17 protein-coding genes are annotated in these 17,760 nt (G+C 48.6%); 13 read left to right on the top strand and 4 right to left on the bottom strand.

Translation table 11 applies throughout. From position 1 onward, the window contains the following. Positions 1 to 3 precede the first annotated feature (3 nt). From AC3WQ3_RS12215 to AC3WQ3_RS12190, 6 genes are all read left to right on the top strand, one after another. On the top strand, positions 4 to 807 hold the full coding sequence (locus AC3WQ3_RS12215; RefSeq protein WP_095287688.1) for an NUDIX hydrolase: 804 nt from the start codon (positions 4 to 6) through the stop codon (positions 805 to 807). A gap of 69 nt (positions 808 to 876) precedes the next feature. Next, on the top strand, positions 877 to 1,440 hold the full coding sequence (locus tag AC3WQ3_RS12210; RefSeq protein WP_127536215.1) for a cysteine hydrolase family protein: 564 nt from the start codon (positions 877 to 879) through the stop codon (positions 1,438 to 1,440). A 163-nt stretch (positions 1,441 to 1,603) separates the two neighbouring features. Then, complete coding sequence (locus tag AC3WQ3_RS12205; RefSeq protein WP_127536214.1) at positions 1,604 to 3,058, top strand: nicotinate phosphoribosyltransferase; 1,455 nt, start codon at positions 1,604 to 1,606, stop codon at positions 3,056 to 3,058. 383 nt (positions 3,059 to 3,441) lie between these two features. Continuing rightward, positions 3,442 to 4,095 (top strand): hypothetical protein, encoded by a 654-nt coding sequence (locus tag AC3WQ3_RS12200; RefSeq protein ID WP_492472410.1) that lies wholly within the window; start codon positions 3,442 to 3,444, stop codon positions 4,093 to 4,095. 37 nt (positions 4,096 to 4,132) lie between these two features. Further along, positions 4,133 to 5,152, top strand: a complete 1,020-nt coding sequence (locus tag AC3WQ3_RS12195) for an acrylyl-CoA reductase family protein (protein WP_154893558.1) — start codon at positions 4,133 to 4,135, stop codon at positions 5,150 to 5,152. A gap of 146 nt (positions 5,153 to 5,298) precedes the next feature. Next, on the top strand, positions 5,299 to 5,787 hold the full coding sequence (locus AC3WQ3_RS12190) for a hypothetical protein (RefSeq protein WP_492472409.1): 489 nt from the start codon (positions 5,299 to 5,301) through the stop codon (positions 5,785 to 5,787). Positions 5,788 to 5,884: 97 nt separating this feature from the next. On the opposite strand, the gene AC3WQ3_RS12185 is transcribed toward AC3WQ3_RS12190, so the two are convergent. After that, on the bottom strand, positions 5,885 to 6,403 hold the full coding sequence (locus tag AC3WQ3_RS12185) for a MogA/MoaB family molybdenum cofactor biosynthesis protein (protein ID WP_095287682.1): 519 nt from the start codon (positions 6,401 to 6,403) through the stop codon (positions 5,885 to 5,887). 170 nt (positions 6,404 to 6,573) lie between these two features. Between AC3WQ3_RS12185 and AC3WQ3_RS12180 the strand changes: the two genes are divergently transcribed. Both AC3WQ3_RS12180 and AC3WQ3_RS12175 read left to right on the top strand, forming a co-directional pair. After that, on the top strand, positions 6,574 to 7,632 hold the full coding sequence (locus AC3WQ3_RS12180) for a CobW family GTP-binding protein (RefSeq protein WP_492472408.1): 1,059 nt from the start codon (positions 6,574 to 6,576) through the stop codon (positions 7,630 to 7,632). Between the two features lie 67 nt (positions 7,633 to 7,699). Next, entirely contained in the window at positions 7,700 to 8,035 is a 336-nt protein-coding gene (locus tag AC3WQ3_RS12175) for a four-helix bundle copper-binding protein (protein ID WP_095287680.1), read from the top strand. A 150-nt stretch (positions 8,036 to 8,185) separates the two neighbouring features. On the opposite strand, the gene AC3WQ3_RS12170 is transcribed toward AC3WQ3_RS12175, so the two are convergent. Next, positions 8,186 to 8,548, bottom strand: a complete 363-nt coding sequence (locus AC3WQ3_RS12170) for a hypothetical protein (RefSeq protein ID WP_492472407.1) — start codon at positions 8,546 to 8,548, stop codon at positions 8,186 to 8,188. A gap of 110 nt (positions 8,549 to 8,658) precedes the next feature. Between AC3WQ3_RS12170 and argS the strand changes: the two genes are divergently transcribed. The 5 genes from argS (at position 8,659) to AC3WQ3_RS12145 (ending at position 13,462) form a co-directional block, all read left to right on the top strand. Next, positions 8,659 to 10,386 (top strand): arginine--tRNA ligase, encoded by a 1,728-nt coding sequence (gene argS / locus AC3WQ3_RS12165; RefSeq protein ID WP_492472406.1) that lies wholly within the window; start codon positions 8,659 to 8,661, stop codon positions 10,384 to 10,386. Positions 10,387 to 10,392: 6 nt separating this feature from the next. Then, the gene (locus AC3WQ3_RS12160; RefSeq protein WP_492472405.1) at positions 10,393 to 11,460 is read left to right on the top strand and encodes an ATP-binding cassette domain-containing protein; all 1,068 of its coding nucleotides are present in this window, start codon (positions 10,393 to 10,395) and stop codon (positions 11,458 to 11,460) included. After that, positions 11,457 to 12,167 carry a hypothetical protein gene (locus AC3WQ3_RS12155; protein WP_492472404.1) on the top strand — a complete coding sequence of 237 codons (711 nt, stop codon included), beginning with the start codon at positions 11,457 to 11,459 and terminating at the stop codon, positions 12,165 to 12,167. Before AC3WQ3_RS12160 ends, AC3WQ3_RS12155 begins: the two co-directional genes overlap by 4 nt. Before the next feature lie 100 nt (positions 12,168 to 12,267). After that, complete coding sequence (locus AC3WQ3_RS12150) at positions 12,268 to 12,822, top strand: hypothetical protein (protein ID WP_246058078.1); 555 nt, start codon at positions 12,268 to 12,270, stop codon at positions 12,820 to 12,822. Beyond that, positions 12,815 to 13,462, top strand: coding sequence for a YdcF family protein (locus AC3WQ3_RS12145; protein WP_492472403.1), 648 nt, complete (start codon positions 12,815 to 12,817; stop codon positions 13,460 to 13,462). Before AC3WQ3_RS12150 ends, AC3WQ3_RS12145 begins: the two co-directional genes overlap by 8 nt. 224 nt (positions 13,463 to 13,686) lie before the next feature. Here the strand turns inward: AC3WQ3_RS12145 and AC3WQ3_RS12140 are convergent, their stop codons facing one another. Both AC3WQ3_RS12140 and AC3WQ3_RS12135 read right to left on the bottom strand, forming a co-directional pair. After that, positions 13,687 to 15,777, bottom strand: a complete 2,091-nt coding sequence (locus AC3WQ3_RS12140) for an ABC transporter ATP-binding protein (RefSeq protein WP_492472402.1) — start codon at positions 15,775 to 15,777, stop codon at positions 13,687 to 13,689. 12 nt (positions 15,778 to 15,789) lie between these two features. Beyond that, positions 15,790 to 17,535, bottom strand: coding sequence for an ABC transporter ATP-binding protein (locus tag AC3WQ3_RS12135; protein WP_492472401.1), 1,746 nt, complete (start codon positions 17,533 to 17,535; stop codon positions 15,790 to 15,792). Positions 17,536 to 17,760 lie beyond the last annotated feature (225 nt).

Genomic DNA, 17,760 nt, shown 5'->3' with positions numbered 1-17,760 from the left:
CCCATGAGCGAAAACTACGAACACGTCAATGAAGAGAACGATGAACAGGCAGCACTTGCCTATAGTTCCAAGAAATATCGTACCCCCGATGGCGTTCCTGCGGATATCGTGATGTTCACCTTAACCAAGAGAGAACGCAAGACGGTAACCAAGACACTTCCTATTCGTGAACTGAAAGTGATGTTGATCAAGCGCAAAGGCTGGCCTTTTGCAGGTCGCTGGGCTTTGCCTGGTGGATTCTGTCAGGAAAATGAGTCCATCTATGATGCTGCCAAGCGGGAGCTAATGGAGGAGACCGGTGTCGACGGCGGACATCTGGAATATTTAAATGTATATAGTCAACCCGGGCGGGATCCGAGAGGATGGATTATCTCCCATGCGTTTTTCGCGCTTGTAGAAGAATGGATGCTGGAACATCGCCAGGCGGCGGATGATGCTGAAGATGTGGGCCTGTTTACTATACAGGAAGCATTGCAGGAGCTGGAGCTTGCCTTTGATCACCGGACAATCATTGAGGATGCATATCGCCGCATACAGCAGCAGATGCTGGAAACGACGATTGCAAGACAGTTTCTGCCGCGTGATTTTACGTTAAGCGAATTGTACCAGGTCATTCAGAGTGTGGTACCAGATTTTGAAGAACCAAACTTCATTCGGAAAATCACTTCCACTCGCAGTCGAAAAGGGATTGTGGAAGAGGTACGAGACGAAGAGGGGAACCTCCTAAGTTCCAACCAGTACTCACAGCGTCCGGCACAGCTTTATCGTTTCACGGAACTTGTACCCCGTCTGTCGATCTATACTTAATTTCGGAAGTTTATCATTAAGGAGTGTATCTTGATCAACCCAACCTATTCTCAAAAGGGAGTGTGGACGATGAAAGCACTAATTGTGATTGATTTTACCCGTGATTTCGTGGACGGATCCTTGCCTGTAGGCCAGCCCGCGGTTGATATTGAGGAGACGGTTGCCGCGATAACGGAAGCATATTGTAATAATAAGCATGAAGTTATCATGGCAGTTGATCTGCATGAAGAGAGTGATCCGTACCATCCGGAAACGGCTCTTTTCCCACCGCATAATGTTAGAGGGACTGAAGGAAGGCAGCTATATGGCCGTCTGGCACAGGTGATGCAGGAACGTCATGAAGATATTCGGTGGATGGACAAAACAAGATACAGCGCATTTTCTGGTACGGACCTGGAACTCAGGCTGCGTGAACGCGGGATTACAGACATCGCACTGATCGGGGTGTGTACGGATATTTGCGTTCTGCATACGGCAGTGGATGCGTACAACAAAGGTTTTCACATTACGGTGTATGAAGATGCCGTTGCCAGCTTCAACCCGGCGGGACATGAATGGGCACTCGGACATTTTCAGTCAAGCCTTGGAGCTCAGGTCATTAAGGCCAGTGAGACTGTACTTGCAAGGGCTTAGCCTGGCGTTCAGTGATGGTGTTAATAAAATGATGAGCAGGAAATAATCCGGAGACTCGTATCCTTACACATGTTCTGATACAAAAGTAAGGAGTCTCCACATGTTGACCCGAGTGCACAGGATACACTTGTGTAACGAGCGGAAGTCAGAGAGGATGAGACAAATGCAGACGACTAGCCTGGCTTTACATACGGATAAATATCAAATTAATATGATGTATGCACACTGGGTGAATGGAACTCACAAACGAAAAGCGGTGTTTGAAGCTTATTTCCGCAAGCTTCCTTTTGGTAACGGTTATGCCGTATTCGCCGGATTGGAACGGATTGTGAACTATATCAGCCAACTTCGCTTCACCATGGAAGACATCAAGTATTTATCCAAACAAGAGGAAAATTACGATCCGGTCTTTCTGGAAGAGTTGCTCCAGTTTTCATTTCAGGGGACAATTCATTCCATGAAGGAAGGAGCGCTCGTTTTCCCTGATGAACCGCTCATTCGGGTAGAAGGCTCCATTATGGAGACCCAACTGGTGGAGACGGCAATACTTAACTTCATGAACTATCAGACCTTGATTGCAACGAAGGCGTCACGGATCAAACAGGTGGCGAGTCAGGACACCCTGCTTGAATTCGGAACCAGACGGGCTCAGGAAGCCGATGCAGCCATATGGGGTGCACGTGCATCATATGTCGCTGGGTTCCATGCAACGTCCAACATGCTGGCAGGAGAACGTTTTGGCATTCCGACAGCTGGAACACATGCCCACTCTTGGGTACAGAGCTTCATGAGTGAACAGGAGGCGTTTGATGTCTATGCCAAAGTGCTGCCTGATCAGGTGACCCTGCTCGTAGATACCTTTGATACGCTGAACAGTGGAGTACCTCATGCGATCAAAACGGCCAAAATGCTCGAAAGCCAGGGCAAGAAAATGAATGCCATCCGGCTGGATAGCGGTGACCTTGCCTACCTTTCCATTCAGGCACGTCAAATGCTGGATGAGGCAGGACTGGATTACGTTAAAATTGTGGCGTCCAATGACCTGGATGAGAACACGATCTTCAACCTGAAAGCTCAGGGCGCTCGCATTGATACATGGGGCGTGGGTACACAGCTGATTACGGCATCCGACCAGCCATCCCTCGGCGGGGTTTACAAGCTGGTCGAACGTGAAGTGGATGGTGCCATGCTGCCGACGATCAAAATATCGGCGAATCCCGAGAAGGTATCCACCCCAGGCAAAAAAGAAGTATTCCGGATCATTGATCCGAAGCATGGTAAGGCCATTGCAGACTATATCTGCTATCCTGGAGAAGAACAGCCGCTTCAGGGCGGGCCGCTCAAGCTGTTCAACCCGCTACACCCGTATCTCAAAAAGACCGTAACGCGCTATGAAGCGGTAAATATGCTTGAACCAATCTTTGTGAATGGGTTGAAAGTATATGAGCTGCCTACCCTGGATGAAATCCGTAGCTACCACCGTGAACAGATGGATCTGTTCTGGCCAGAGTATTTGCGTAAACTCAATCCGGAGATTTACCGTGTGAACATCAGCCCAGCAGCATGGAATATGAAGCAGAAGCTGATTGCTGAACACGTACAATTCACAGAGGAATGAGAACGGAAGAAGGCATAATCGGTATATTTACCGGGTTATGCCTTTTTGGTTTCGGATTTGTTTTGGTAACCGTTCATCGGCTTCAGGCTTGGCTTTACGAATTCATGCGGCTGTGTCCAACGTCACGACAGATGGGCTAGGAGCCACAGTATACTAAGGGTTAAAGACGGAATGTAGTTGGACATGGGCATAATTATTTCTCGGGAAATGGAAAAAGCCGCCAAAATTCTGCATTGTTCAGAAGTTATGGATCCGCATAGTCTATAGGAAGTTGCAGGTGGACAGCACGGCCAGGATCCAATTCGCTAGCAATTCTAGAATCTTACGTTTTCTGTTTCAAGCATGCAGCCTCGGGGGATGAAACAGTGAGGGAGGTGTACATCGTGAAATGGATCTTGGGAATGATCTGGCTTGCCTTCTTGGCATATGCATGGATTTGGGCGCCTGGAAAGCCAGTGGGGAGCGATCCTGTGTTCAAAGAGCTGATTACGCTGCAGAGCAAGGAAGCATGGTTGATGACCGTGTTCTCATGGCTGGGCATTTTTCCAGCGATCTTCGCATGTCTTCTGTTAAAAACACCTGTAAACGAGCGTGGAAGCCGTGTGCCTGTTTGGCCGTTCGTGCTCTTGTCTTTTGGCTTGGGAGCCTTTGCACTGCTTCCTTATTTCGCATGGTCTTCACCAAAGCGGAGTAGACGGGGAACGGAACATCTTCATTTTGGCTATCGCCGCAGCTCGATAATTGGGCGGATTGCAGGACACAAACTGACTCATGGTATACTTTTATTGTTGACGGTGGGTACGGCATGCTACGGATTCATTCAAGGCCATCCGGCTGTATATATGGAAGCATTCAGGCAATCTTCCTTTGTACATATTATGACGATTGATTTTGTTGTGCTGACACTGTTGTCCGTTATTGCAATCTATAGGGATGCCGTGTTCAGTCGCAGATCGCGTATATGGGCGTTAACAGGGTTCGTGCCCCTGATTGGACCACTCGTGTATTTGGTAGTGGATAGAAGAAGTGCAGCTTAAGATCAGAAAAATCAAAAATCATAAGGAGAGGATTTACATGGAGAATACGTTTCCGGCATATGTCATCCGAAGTCAAGAACAAGGCGGAGTTAAGGCATCTGTAGAACAGTTGAAAAAAGAAGATCTACCGAATGGAGATGTGACTGTACAAGTACAGTACTCCAGTGTCAATTATAAGGACGGACTCGCTACAATCGAAAAAGGGGGAGTTGTTCGTGAATATCCCATGGTACCTGGGATCGACCTGGCAGGTATGGTAGAAGAGTCCGTAAGTGGACGATTTGCTCCGGGGGACCGGGTGATCAGCACAGGTTTTGAGCCAGGGGTGTCCCATTTTGGAGGCTACAGCAGATACGCTCGTTTACGGAGCGAGTGGCTGGTTCCGCTGCCACCGGGTCTCAGCGAGAAGGAAGCGATGGCAATCGGTACAGCTGGTTTTACGGCAGCTATGTCGGTTGATGCTTTACTTCAGGCAGGGGTTACACCAGACATGGGCAAGATTTTGGTTACGGGGGCAACCGGCGGCGTTGGGAGTATGGCCGTGGCCATTTTGGCGAAGCTTGGCTTTGAAGTAACGGCTAGTACTGGGAAAAAGAAAGAGCAGGAGAAGTTGCTTATAGATCTGGGCGCCTCACACGTTATTACACGCGAAGAAGCTGACGCCCCGGCCAAAGGGGCGATGGGCAAACAGCTGTGGGCAGGGGTTGTTGATCCTGCCGCAGGCCCTGCACTGGCCGAACGCCTCAAGCAGGTTCAATATGGAGGTGCAGTTGCCGTATCCGGATTGACTGCTGGATCCCGGTTTGAATCTACCGTTTTTCCGTTTATCATGCGGGGCATTCAGTTAATCGGGATTGATTCAGTGTATTGTCCAATGGAGAGACGGGAACGCTTGTGGAACCTCCTTGGCGGGGATTGGAAGCCGGATCGCGCGCTGGAGCTGGGCATTCAGGAGATCACCTGGGCACAGCTGCCACACACGCTGGAGAACATTTTGCAGGGTGGCGCGGTCGGTCGTACTGTGGTAAATACGATGGCAGACATACCAACCGAATAAGATTCTATTCACCTAGACATGCTAATCCTACCTAAGATTGCCACGAAGCAAGAAGTGGTGTGAAAGGAAGGAAACGTATGCGTGTTGGAAGAAAAGGAACGCAGTGGGTATTAGGACGAGGTTCGAGGTCCTTGTTTGCTGGAGTTATGATCGTAATATGCCTGGGATCACTTGTTGCTTGTTCAAATGAATCTGCTCAGCAGGAGCGAAAGGTGTACAGCGGGCAAGCGACGGAAGAGGGCAATATGAGAGCCAAGAGTCAGGGACACGGCTTAAACGGCCCACTGATACAGGAGCTGGATAAAGCTTTTGCTGCCAAAGACATCAAGTTAATGAACAACATGTCCGCAGATGATGGCGAAGGTGGAATCTCCTATATGTACCTGCTGAATGGCAGCGGCCGACATATTGTAAAGGTTCACATTTTTGGTGATCCGGACATACGAACCGCACGAATGAAAGAAATGTACGGTATTTCTGACGAGCAGGCAGTGATTGAAAATGCACTTGGCCAAACAACGGTTCGGAGCAAAGGGTATGTGTCACTTGTATACACCGCTTCAGGTGGGGAGAAGGACATTTATGGAGAAAAGGTAACCCAGGTGTTCCAGCATGTGCTGAATCAGTTGAACTGATCCCAGAGGCAGGAAGCAGCAGCATCGTTAAAACTATTTGTTCATTCATGGGATGAATTAAATAAATGAATAGAAAACGACAAACCCGTCTGATGATTCAGACGGGTTTGTATATTTCACGCATCACATGCCGCAGCTCTGGAATAATGATTTTTTCCATTGCCAGCTTGACTGCACCTTTGGAGCCCGGCATGGAGAAAACAGCTGTTCGTCCAATCGTTCCCGCTACGGCTCTGCTCAGAATCGCAGCTGAACCGATATCCTCTGTGTAACTGAGGAAACGAAAGATTTCACCAAAGCCGGGCAGTTCCTTGTCAAGCAGAGAGGATACGGCTTCATACGTTGTATCTCTGGGAGCGATCCCGGTACCCCCACTGAGCAGGACGGCTTCAATATCATCCCGTACGGCTGCATCCTGCAGAATGGTGCGGATACGCTCGGTTTCGTCTGGCGTAATGATATATTCGGCAATTTCATATCCTGCCTCGGTCAGCAGTTGATGCATGAGTTGTCCGCTGGTATCCGTGTCCTTGGTGCGGGTATCGGATACGGTGACAATCATGCAAGAGACCTTGTCCGGTGCTTCTTGACGATGTTGTTCCACTGAGTTGGTCATGAGACATCCTCCTAATCCATATTTTCTCATAGCATAGACCATTCGTCAGTTTCAGGCAATGCGCCGGACAGAATTGCTCCGTATTGCACATTGAATGCAGGATGGTGTACACTCGCTAGATATAGAATTAGAATGATTTATACAATGGTCAGCCAGAGAGGTGTATAGCAATGAGCGTAACGAGTGAAAAAGAAAAGTCGATACCAGTATATATATTGTCAGGTTTTTTGGGGAGCGGAAAAACGACGCTTCTTGTGCAATTGATTGAACATTGGCAGCAAGCAGGCTTGCGTCCTGCAGTAGTCATGAACGAGCTCGGTGAGGTAAACCTCGATGGTCAGGTGGTAGATGCTGAAGTACCCATGACCGAAATGCTCGGGGGCTGCATCTGTTGTACGGTTCGAGGCGACTTGGGTCTTCAGCTTGCTGATCTTGTACAGGAGGAGTCGCCGGATGTCATTGTCATTGAAGCGACGGGAGCGGCCAACCCAATGGAAATTCTGGATGCCGTGACGGAGACGTCCTTGTACATGCGTCTTGAGCTGAAAAGTCTCATTACCGTTGTGGATGCAGCACATCTGTCAGGCTTGTACCAAGAGCAGAAGGGGCAGACGTTCAAGCTGATGCAGGAGCAGCTTCGCTGTGCCTCGGTACTGATTCTGAACAAAACAGACCGAGTCGGTGAACAGGAAATAAGTGATCTGAGGCAGCTGCTCACGAAGTGGAACGGTTTTGCCCCGGTTATTCAAGCCGTGAGATGTGAAGTCGACATGGATCTGCTGCTTCAGAGTGGGGATGGAGTGCATGCCTATCAGGCTGCAGCTGAATCGGATCATCAAGAGGCTGCGACAGAGCACGTCCATACTGAGGCATGTTCAAAGCATGGTTGTGGTCATAGTCATGAACATCATCATGAACATCACTCCCCGCACGCATCACATGAGCATGTTATGGTGTATACGCATTATTTTAACCAGCCGGTGAACAGCGAAGCTTTTGAGCGGTTTATAGCTGGATTGCCGCGGGATGTTTACCGAGCCAAGGGTATTCTCTCCTTTAGTGATACAGCTAGCCGTTTCTGGTTTCAGTATGCGTATCGGGAATCGGACTATATGAAAATCAAACCTCAGGGAGACGTGCCCAATGTGGCTGTGTTCATAGGTGAGCATTTTGACCAGGCTGTCATTCGCCATCAATTGCTGGAAATGGAATCCATAAATCAGGCTTGATGATTCAAGGTTCCTCCGAACTGGGTATTAAGAAGCATAGCAAACTTTGCCTGGGAGGTAACTTTAAATGACACAACAACAATATCAACAATGTATTGATGCTTGCCTGGAGTGCATGAATGCTTGCAATGTATGTTACATATCCAGCTTGAAAGAATACGATCTGGCGATGCTACGGGACTGTATCCGACTGGACCGCGAATGTGCCGAAATCTGTGGATTCGCTGCTCAAGCTATGACGCGTGGAAGTGATTTCATCGCTGAAATTTGCGAACTTTGCGTAAAAGCTTGCGAAGCATGTGCAGCGGAATGCAGCAAACATGAACACGATCACTGTCAGGCATGCGCTGAAGCTTGCCGTAAATGTGCAGAAGCTTGCCGTTTGATGGCAGCAGTAGCTTAAATAGATGCATGAATGAGCGGCCAAATGGATTTAAATAGGATTGGCGCAATCCCCTCTTGAAATTAACGCAGAGTACATCAAACCAGATGTGCGGATACGTTGCAATCAGGAGGGGATTTTTGCGATGACGAGCACTTGAAAGCATGCACCTCAAATGGGATGCCTACAGAACAGGTTAATAGAAGCGGGGCTGCCTTCATCGGGGAATGTTAATTTTCTACAGGTTGCCAAAGTCAGAAGCGATATGTATAATGATGGCAATGAATTGAAACGATGAATATCCGTGATCGGGAGAGTAACCAGAATCATGCTTAACAGCGAGCCGGAGCAGGTGGAAGCCGGTATGACATGACCTGTGTGAACCGCACCCGTGAGATGGTTATCCGAAGTGATGCTTTTTTGGAATGAAAGACGAAGCATCTTCATGAGGGTAATCCGGCATGCGGCCGTTATTCGCACCAAGCGGAGCAGCTTCGGGCGCCATATGACATGTGGCCGTACGAGGTTGTTCACCTAGAGTGGTACCGCGGGAACTGTCAGATCAGCTCTCGTCTCTTTTATAGAGACGAGAGCTTTTTTATTTTTATATTTTGTTAATCCATATCAGCAAAGGAGTGTTTATTATGTTAATGAAACAAGCGGCAGCACATCTTGCTCCTCTTACGGGGCTGGAGGAAGAAGAGGTTCTCAAGCTTTTGGAAATCCCGCCACAACCGGAGCTGGGGGATGCAGCATTCCCTTGCTTTGTACTCGCCAAATCACGCAAGAAAGCACCTGCAGCGATAGCTGCGGAGATCGCCGGCGAACTGAAGACAGCAGATTTTACAGCTGTAGCAGCAGGGCCTTATGTCAATATCCAGTTTAACCGGGTAAAGTGGTCCTCGGAATTACTGGAATGGGTGGGCCAACCTTCGTTCGGTAAGCTCAAGATCGGCAAGGATGCACGTGTATTAATTGATATGTCATCTCCCAACATCGCGAAACCGTTCGGAATTGGACATCTTCGTTCAACGGTTATTGGTGCAGCGCTATATCGGTTATACAGTGAAGCGGGATATGTCCCGGTGAGTGTTAATCATCTTGGAGATTGGGGAACCCAGTTTGGGAAACAAATTGCTGCCTACAAACGCTGGGGTAACGATGAAGCGCTTCAGGCAGAACCTATCCGCACCTCCCTTGAACTTTATGTACGGTTCCACGACGAAGCGGAGAATGACCCAACCTTGGAGATCGAAGCCCGTGAGTGGTTCCGCAAACTGGAGCAGGGAGATGAAGAGGCCAGACGGTTATGGACGTTCTTTGTTGAGGTGAGCATGAAGGAATTTGACCGGATGTATGAACGTCTGAATGTGCAGTTTGACCATACTCTCGGCGAGAGCTTTTACAATGACAAGATGGGAGCCGTTGTGGAAGATCTCAAAACCAAGGGTTTGCTGGAAGAGAGCGACGGAGCGTTAGTCGTGCGTTTGGAGGAAGAAAATATGCCGCCTTGCCTGATAATCAAAAAGGACGGAACAACCATCTATCCGACACGGGATTTGGCCACAGCCGTTTATCGTCATGATGTGATGAAGGCAGATAAGCTGTTATATGTCGTTGGGGGAGAGCAAAAGCTGCATTTCAAACAGGTATTTGCCGTACTGTCCCGGATGGGATATGAGTGGGCTGCGAACTGTGAGCATATTCCGTTCGGGTTGATGCGCTTTGAAGGACGGAAGATGTCCACCCGGCGCGGTAAAGTCGTCTTTTTGCAGGAAGTGCTGGATGAAGCGGTTGCTCGGGCTTTACAGATCATTGAAGAGAAGAATCCCCATCTGGACAACGCGCAGGACGTTGCGGAAGCCGTAGGTGTAGGGGCGATAGTTTTTGGTGATTTGCGCAATAACCGGCTGAATGATGTGGATTTCTCTTTGGAAAGTGCGGTCAGTTTCGAAGGGGAGACAGGGCCTTATGTGCAGTACACCTATGCTCGGATCAACAGTGTACTTTCCAAGGTCAAGGACACGAACATTAGTAGTGTGAATGGCCAAGCGACTAGCTCGAATGATCCAGAGATCAATACTGGCGCAAGTCACACAGCAACCGTTGGAGACGCCTCTTGGACGCTGCTTAAGTTATTGGCTGATTATCCGCAATATCTTGAAAAAGCCGTTGAGCGCAATGAACCTTCGGTGATTGCCAAGTATGCAATTGATCTGGCTCAGGCATTCAACCGTTTCTATCACGCTGAACGGATCGCTGATGCCCCCGCTGAAGTACGGCCGTTCCGGGTGAGTCTAACCAAGTGCACAGCTGAACGTATTGTCCGCAGTCTCTATTTGCTCGGCGTCCGGGCACCTGAGCGGATGTGATGTCCTGTGAAATGGGGGAAGCGTAAAACTGGTTGTGAAGCAGATGGTACTAAACATGATGAAGCAGGCAAGCAGCCCGAAGGGATCTCGCTTCAGCATGTGAGTAAACGTCTCGGAGGCGTATCCATATTGAGTGGGATTAATTTACATGTGGAAGCTGGAGAATGCGCTGTGTTGGTGGGCAGAAATGGTTCAGGTAAAAGCACCTTGCTGCGCACCTTGGCCGGATTCCTGGTTCCTGATCATGGTGTGGTGTGTCAGACGATAAAAGAAAAGAAGATGTACGCACTCGACGGATTGCCACGTTTGCCATTCACTTCAGCCGAATATTTGTGGGAAATGGGCCGGATTCGTGGCATCCGACCTGCGCTGCTGCGACAACGTATAAACGAGCTGAGTGAGATCCTTTTTCTTGGGTCTGCGCTCGATCAGAAATTATCCCTGTTATCCAAAGGAACGCTTCAAAGGGTTAACTTGATTCAAGCGATGCTGCCAGGTCCAGATGGGCTCATGCTGCTGGATGAGCCATTATCCGGCCTGGACCTTCCTGCCCAGGAGGCGGTCGTAACCCTGCTGCAGCAATGGAAAAAGGAAGGTACCTCCATTGTGACAGCTTGTCATGAACCGCTATTTATTGAGCGAATGGCCGATCAGGTCTATGTGCTTCAAAATGGTCGTGTATTACGGCATTGGAAACGCGATGATCTAAAAGAGTTCGGAGAGCCCATTGTCCAAATCCAGAGTTTAATGAAAGGATCGAATAAGGAGCTGCTAAATACATATTCGAAACTTGTTGAACAGGAAGGTGTTTTACAGATCCATCGTCATGGGGAGATGCGGGATCGCAACGAAGTAGTATGGGACTGGAAAGTTGAACGCAGTACCACGGATCATGTGATCCATGAAATTATTGCGGCTGGTGGTTCGATTGTGTCTGTTTTGCAAGAGGAAAGCCGAGTACATATGGAGCGTTTGCTGGAAGGTCATCATCCGGCCGATCATCGGAAGAAAAGCGCCACCGAACCTGCTTCCTCCCATTCTCGGTTGGACACGATGGAAGGAGAAGCTCCATGATTCATCTAACCCGGTATTTGCTCAGACAGTACATCCGTTCACAGAAGTATTTTGCACCCGTGGTGATGTACATCATCGCCATGCTCCTGATCTACTCATATCAGCCTAACCCGGTGGCGGACAGTTATAGTGTTACGGCCATGCTTCTATTTTTTGGGTCTGCCTGGCTGGGATTGACCGTAATGAATGCAGAGCCAGCAGGGCAAATTCAATTGCTTGTTCTGCATGCAGGAAACAGACGAAAAGTTATCCTAGGCCAATTATGGTGCACCTCGTTGATGCAATGTGCGCTTGTGGTGATCACCGTGTTGTATCCTGTGATGTTTGGTATGTTCGAGAGACCGCCGAGTGGCGGAGAGTGGATGATGGCGTGGTCGGGACATTTGGCATTATCTCTACTGGGTTTAGCTGTAAGTCTGTTCTTTCAAAAATCGTATATTCCCCGGCTTAGTCGCAGTCTCCCTGGATTGATTATTATGCTGCTCCTTTCATTTGTTCAGGGTTCACTCGCAATTCATTTGCCAGACTGGCTGCAATGGTTAAGCAAAGTCCCGCCCCCAGCTTTCTATCTTGTGCGTGAAATGATGTTATTTGAAGAAGCGAAGTGGGTAACTGTCTTATTGCCAATCCTCTGGGCGGTAATATACGCATTCGTCCTGTTCTCCGTTCATATATGGCTGGCTGAAAGAAGGGATTTGCGGAGTTAGAAGCCGTTAATCCCTACGACTTGAATGTTGCTCTTTCTTTAGTTACGATAGAGGAACATAAAAAGGGAAATGGGTACGGGAATGAAAGGGGCGCTCGCTTTTGCAAAACTCAGACATGCAGCATGGTGACATGCTGGATAGCGAACACTCCAGAGAATTGTTTGCATACTATGGATTAGCTGTTTACTATGGACAGGCTCTTGAGCAGCAGCTCGTCAATCTGATCCTGTTGATGAAAATGTCTCAAGGCAAAGTTGTATCCGATGAAGACCTGGAAGATCTGTATGAGCGGAAAATGAGCAGTTCACTTGGGCAACTCATTCATGAGGTTAAGCATCACTTTACGTTTTCAGATGAAGAAACCCGTCAGTTGAATGAATTGTGGAAGCAGCGGAACAGCATTGTGCACCATTACTTCAAGGAACGAATTCACGAAACCTTTAGTCCTGAGGGACGATCGCGCATGATCAAGGAACTGGAGGATTTCAAAGACCGTGCTCAGGAGCTGGAGATCAGCCTACAACAATACACGGGCGCCTGGATTGCACAGCTAGGATTAAATGCTGAGTCGGCTGCGGCGCTGCGGCGACTTGAACATATGCATTCTGAGAGCTCGCATGCCCAAAGCATGGAAGAGGAGAATCAGCTTGATTGAAGGCAAGGTGGGGGAACGAAAACGGAAAAGAAGAGGAAAGCGAAGCTGGCTGGTCATTGCCATTACATCCTTGGTGCTGATAGGAATTCTCTGGGCCCTAGTTACGGCTTGGCTGATCACGGATTACACATCTGACCAATCGACCAGACAAAGTGATGCAGCTGTCATTCTTGGTGCTGCTGTGGACGGGGATCGTCCTTCACCTGTATTTCGAGAGCGAATTGAACACGCTATTGCATTATATCGTCAGGGTATAATACCCATACTCATCTTTACCGGTGGTTCTGGACGTGATGGGGAGCGCTCTGAGGCGGAAGTGGGAAGGGATTATGCAGTTGAACATGGTGTAGATCCAAGTGATATTCTGATCGAAACACAATCGAGAATCACAGAGGAGAACCTGGTTAACACCATTGCGATTGGAGATCAGGCAGGATACCAAAATTATACAATTATAAGTGATCCGCTGCATATGAAACGGGCCATGAAGCTGGCAAGCGAGCTAGGCATGGATGCTGTTCCATCTCCAACACAAACGACAGCCTATCAGACCTGGCGCAGCCAAATTCCATTTTTGGCACGAGAGACTGTGTTATACATGGGGTATACGGTAAAAGGATGGATAGACAATCTGCAGTAGCCTTCAGGCGAATTGTGGGTTGTCTTTTCTTTTTGCACAACTGGGCAGCTGCGATAAGTCCATCAGTTTTCAATCAAACGCCTCCTCGTTTTATGAACCTCCTTATACACTTTGTTTTGTTTACAACAGAAAAACGCCCTGTGCGCAGACCGGAAAGTCTGCGCACAGGGCGGGAATAGAACTTTGGACATTGTATAGTCAATGAATGTCTAATGAATAAAGAGTTATAGATTACCTCCAGCCAAGGAAGGGGTTGTAGGGATAACCTGATCTGAGCTGCTGCTCTCATTTCCTCCGCCAACCGCTTGTGCGCCTTGTTGAAGCTGATACATCTGATAATATCGTCCTTGAAGTTCCATCAGTTCATCGTGAGCACCCTGTTCCACAATGCGACCGCGGTGCAGGACCAGAATCTGGTCAGCAGAACGAATGGTAGAGAGGCGGTGAGCGATGATGAATGTGGTCCGTCCTTTTTTGAGGACCTCCAGTGCATTTTGAATCAAGGCTTCCGTTTCGGTATCGATATTGGCCGTTGCCTCGTCGAGAATAAGAATAGCCGGATCGAAGGCGAGTGCTCGGGCGAAAGAAATCAATTGACGTTGTCCGGCAGATAGCGTACTTCCTTTTTCGATAACGGGTTCATCGAATCCCTGAGGCAGATGTGCCAGGATCCGTTCTGCTCCCACGTCACGAAGCGCCTGCTCGATCTGTGCGCGAGTGATACGTTCATCTCCAAGACTTACGTTAGACGCAATGGTGCCGGTGAACAGATATGGATCCTGAAGCACGATCCCCATATGCTGCCGAATCCACTGTTTCGGAAGCTCCTTGACGTTCTGACCGTCGATGGTAATCTTGCCTTTTTGCGGATCATAGAACCTGAATAACAGGTTAATAATTGAGCTTTTACCCGAACCGGTATGACCAACCAAGGCAACAGTTTGGCCCTGGGAGGCTTTGAACGAAATATTGTTCAGCACAAAGTCCTTTTTATATGCGAAGGATACATCGTCAAACACCACATTTCCCTTATACCTCGGCATCGAGCCATCGGTTACAGGTTCTCCCTGTTCGTCCATGAGCTCAAAGACACGTCCAGCGGATACGAGGGAGGAATCCAGGTTCGCCAGTTGGTTGACCATGCCGGTGATCGGCTGGAACAAACGGCCCAGAACATCGACGAATGCATACAGAACACCCAGTGAGATGATACTGGTTCCGCCCAGCACACTGGAACCGAAGTACCATAGAACAACGGCAAATGCGATATTCCGCAATACATTTACCAGGTTGTGAGAAGTGAAGGCGTTTAAGTTCAGCATTTTGTTCTGATGTTTCATATAATCGTCGTTCAGATCTTCGAATTCCTGTTTGGTCTGCTTTTGGTGACGGAATACGCGAATAATGGACATCCCTTGGATGGATTCATTAATGATCGCATTGATCTCACTCAGCCGTGAACGAATAATGGTATTGTAACGGGTAGCGAATTTACGATAGAGCACAATCCACAGAATCAGCATCGGCACAACGAACAACGAGATCAGTCCGAGGCGGAAATCCAGCAGGAAGAGGGCGACATATACACCTGTAATCGTAATGATCCCTGAGAAAAAGTTCGATAGCACGGCAACGAACAGATCCTTAACGGCTTCCGTATCGTTTGTGACTCTAGAAACGACTTTACCTGCGGGAAGATTATCAAAAAAGTGCACAGGCAGCCTTTGAATATGGGCGTAGACATCATTACGAAGCCTTTGAATAACCTTATTTGCTGAGGATTGCAGCCAGTAGGTTTTACCAAACTCCATAATGACCGAGATCACGAGAAAGATCATGTAATACACAATTAATTGATAGATGCTTGGCATTTCAGGTTTGTAAAAAGCGAAGAGTTCACCAGCGGAAAGCGGCTCTGCCGCATATTGGCCGGTCACTTCACCCGCACGCGTAACCGTTAAAGTTCCATTCTCATATGAACGATCTCCATCGGGTGCAGTTACGGGTTCATTGACGAAATAAAAGCTTTTGCCAGCCTGCAGTACTCTGACTTCGGCACCTTTCACTTCATCGGCTTCGAATCTGCCTTCTCGTTTGTAATTCTTGCCGTTGTATGCAGCGGCTTCGGATGAAGCCTCCGTCTCATAGAACGGCTGTTCAATGGCTAGCAGATGATTGTCAATCATCGACTTGGCGATGAACGGACCGGCGAGCTCAGCGGCTACACCGATCGTTAACATGATTAATGCCGCAATAAAAGTACCTTTGGCTTTCAGGGCATATTGAAGCAGCCTTTTGCCTGTATTCGACTTCAAAACGTTGACCTCCTACGTGGACAGATTGGATTCCACCTGCTGCCGTTCATATTGTTCACGGTACCAGCCGTTCATGGCAAGCAGTTCCTGGTGGGTTCCTTCTTCCGTAATTTTCCCGTGCTCCAGTACGATGATCCGGTCTGCGTGTTCAATGGCGGACAGGCGGTGCGTTGAGATCAGCGTGGTTTTGCCCGAGCGTTTGTTGCGTATATTTTCAATGATTTTGGCTTCCGTTCTTGCATCGACTGCAGATAAGGCATCATCCAGGATCAGAATATCCGGATCGGCAATAAAGGCACGTGCCAGAGATACCCGCTGTTTCTGTCCCCCCGACAGGGCAATCCCCTTCTCACCAACAAGGGTATCCAGTCCATCGGATAATGTACCCAAATCTCCATCAAAGGCTGCGGTACGGATGGCTTCCATAATGACTTCATCACTTGCACCCGGCTTGCCGAATTGAATGTTCTGACGAACCGACTTGGAGAACAGCACCTGCTCCTGCGGAACGTAACCGATCCAGCTGTGTAAGTCATCCTTGGCGATCTCCTGAATCGGATGTCCGGATATGCTTAGTGTACCGGAACCGGCAGGGTATTCATAAAGCAGCTGTTTGAGAAGGGTGGACTTACCGCTTCCCGTACGTCCCACAACACCGAGTGTCTGGCCACGGCGAAGCGAGAAGCTGACATGGCTAAGATTATCGACAGTGGAGCTTGGATAGCGGAATGTCACATCCTGCATCGAAATCTCTTCAGGATTCGTAATATGTGCTGGCTGATCAACGTCCTGGACAGCAGGTTCTACAGATAACGTTTCGTTAACCCGGTCCAGTGAGGCGCTGCCACGCTGCATGAGGTTAATCAGTTCGCCAATGGCAAACATAGGCCAGATCATCATCCCCAGATACATGTTGAATGATACGAGATCTCCGAGGGTAATTTCATTGTGAAACACGAGATAAATCCCGTAGGCTAACGCAATTACATAACTGAGACCGACACACAGCCGAATCGTAGGTTCAAACAGTGCATCCATCTTGGCAACAGCCAGGTTTTTGCGATAAACGTCTTCGGTGACATCAGCAAACCGCTTCTGATCCAGACGTTCCTGAACATAAGCGCGAACGACACGAATACCCGCGATGGATTCAAGAACCTGATCATTCATATCCCCGAACGCATCTTGTGCCAAGGTATAACGTTGATGGACGGCTTTCCCGTAGATCATCATGGCAATGGCGATAAATGGCAATGGCAGAATTGCAGCAAGGGTTAGTTTCCAGCTCACCAGAAAACCCATCGCGAACAATACGGTAGCCAGAAAGGCAGTTGAATCCGTTAGTGTCAGCATGCCGAAGCCTGCTGTGGTAGCAATGGAACGAAGGTCGTTGGTCGCACGAGCCATCAGATCTCCCGTTCTGTTCTTCTCAAAGAAGGGCGGTGTCATCCGCAGCAGGTGATCCATGAAACGCGATCGCAACAAGCGTTCAACCAGATTCGCACCACCAAACAGTTTGTGCATCCATATGTACGTGGTCAGATAGATAATAACGACTGTTCCTAGAATAAGTAAAATGTAACGTGTGAGTGAGGCGCCAGTAATGGAACCGCGCACAATCTCGTCAATGGCATTGCCTAGCAGACGAGGGGGGAGCAGTTCGGCTACACCCACGAGAATGAGCAAAATGACACCAATCAGGTATCGTTTGCGTTCCAGCCGGAAGAACCAGGCCAGGTTTTTGAGTACAGAGAACAAGTGGTATCCCTTCCTTTCAAGTGTCAGTGAAATACGTTATCTACTCATGTGTACCGGTTTCTACCCACAAAAAAAGACATACCGCACGCAGGCGGTATGTCTTGGATATCAATCATACGGCGCATGGCTCCGAGAGCAGAGCCACCGCTGAACATAAGTATCGAAAGTGTGCGCAGCAGTTAACCTTATTCAGGATTACTGCAGTGCTGACTTAAGTACGGAATA

The organism is Paenibacillus sp. FW104-T2, from assembly GCF_058789975.1.
This window is presented reverse-complemented; position numbering and strand designations above follow the sequence as displayed.